This is a genomic window from Microbacterium sp. BF1 (assembly GCF_019279095.1).
In the GTDB taxonomy this organism is placed as follows: domain Bacteria; phylum Actinomycetota; class Actinomycetes; order Actinomycetales; family Microbacteriaceae; genus Microbacterium; species Microbacterium maritypicum.
The window spans coordinates 1-1,608 of sequence record NZ_JAGYWT010000540.1; the positions used below are offsets into that span (position 1 = coordinate 1).

A 1,608-nucleotide genomic window follows, 5' to 3' on the forward strand; every position below is an offset into this window, starting at 1 on the left:
TGACCATGTTCAACACCGTGTTCTACCTGGTCGTGCAGGTGCCGATCATGCTGATCCTGGCGATGGTGCTCGCCAACCTGCTCAACGACCCGAAGCTGCGGGCGAAGGGCCTCTGGCGCACCATGATACCTCGGGTGCGCGCGCCGCGAGCTCGCGATCGATGGCCCGCGGGTTGCATCCGACGCTTCGTCCGTAGAAGCTCTCGAAGAACACGGCGTTCTCTGTGCCGCCCGCCTGCGCGACGTACCGTTCCTCGAGGGTCGAGCGCCCCTCAGCGGTCTCGTACACCGGATCCACCGGCGCGGCGATGCGGACGGTACCGGCATTCAACGCAATCCGAACCCCGGTGAGCACGGCAGGGGCGAGTCGCACATCATCGAGATCGACGTCGGCGATCCGCAGCTCGTACGTCCCCGTCGGCAGGGGAAGCGAAGGGCCGCCCCAACGGGAGGCCTGCAACGGGAACGTCGCCTTCCAGGTCTTGCCGCCCCCGGTGACACGAGCCTCGACGTGCGCTCGTGGTCCGACAAGGTCGGCCGTTTCCGGTCGCTGACCGGTCCCTTCGATGATCAGGGCCTCCGCCGCGTCATCGATGCGGGCCGTTGTCATGCTGCTCCCTTCGGCGCGGGAATCCCCCGCGCGCGGATGACCTGGTACACGCGCTCGGTGTTGCGCCCGTCCCGATATGCGTGCATCTCCGCGCTGAGCGTAGCGGAACGCTCGGACGCCGCGTCGTGGGCGGCTGTGTCTTCGAGGAGCGCTTCAAGCTGTGCCAGGAGCTCCGCCCAGTCGGTGGCCGCGTCGGGACCTGCGACGTCGTCGTACCGGCCGTAGAAGCCGCGAATGCGCGCGTACTCCTCGGCATCCGGAGCCAGGAACAGCACGGGCATGCGCAGCAGACCGACGTCGTATGCGAGCGAGGAGTAGTCGGTGACGAGCACGTCGAACGCGGCGAGCGCCGGCGTCACGTCGGGAAGCGACGCGGCGCCGAGTGCGTGCACCCTGCGGCTCGGAAGCGGGGGCGCATATCCGCCCTCTCCCAGGGGATGAGAGCGCACGAACAGGACGGCGTCGTGCTCTTCGAGGACCCGGACGATGCGGATCCACTCCTCAGCGGTGGGAACGGCGGGGTCGGGAGCCCCATCACGCCAGGTCGGTGCGTAGAGGATGGTGCGCGCGGTATCGGGAATCTCCCCCACGACGCTACGAAGCAGAGCGGATGCCGCGGACCTCACGTGTTCCGCCGATCCTGCCGAGAGCACGTCGACACGAGGTTCCCCTGTGACCACCACACGGTCATCACCCAGGCCGAACGCGGACTCCAAGCGCCCCCGTGCGCGGTGCGAAGCGGCCGGGAGCACGCGGATGCGCTGGGCTGCGGCGCGGTAGAGGATACCGACCGCGCGACGCAACAGCGCCGCCGCGGGAACATTCGGAACCTGGGTCGTCGCCGGAGAATCCAGCCCGATCCGCTTCAGCGGGATCCCGTGCCAGAGCTGGACCACGAAAGCGCCGCCGTTCGCGTAGCGGTTCACGTCGCCGAGTCCGTGGGTGACCACGAGCACCCCCGCCCGAGCGGTCGTCCACCATCCGCGCAGTCCGCTCTTG

General features: G+C 68.8%; 2 protein-coding genes. Both read right to left on the reverse strand.

The features are described from left to right. Positions 1-81: 81 nt before the first annotated feature. A complete protein-coding gene (locus KZA10_RS14590; RefSeq protein ID WP_256934905.1) occupies positions 82-609 on the reverse strand; it encodes a CDP-glycerol glycerophosphotransferase family protein in 528 nt (175 codons plus the stop codon). Next, a partial coding sequence (locus KZA10_RS14595; RefSeq protein WP_218683244.1) for a CDP-glycerol glycerophosphotransferase family protein occupies positions 606-1,608 on the reverse strand: 1,003 nt, incomplete at its 5' end. The genes KZA10_RS14590 and KZA10_RS14595, both read right to left, overlap by 4 nt.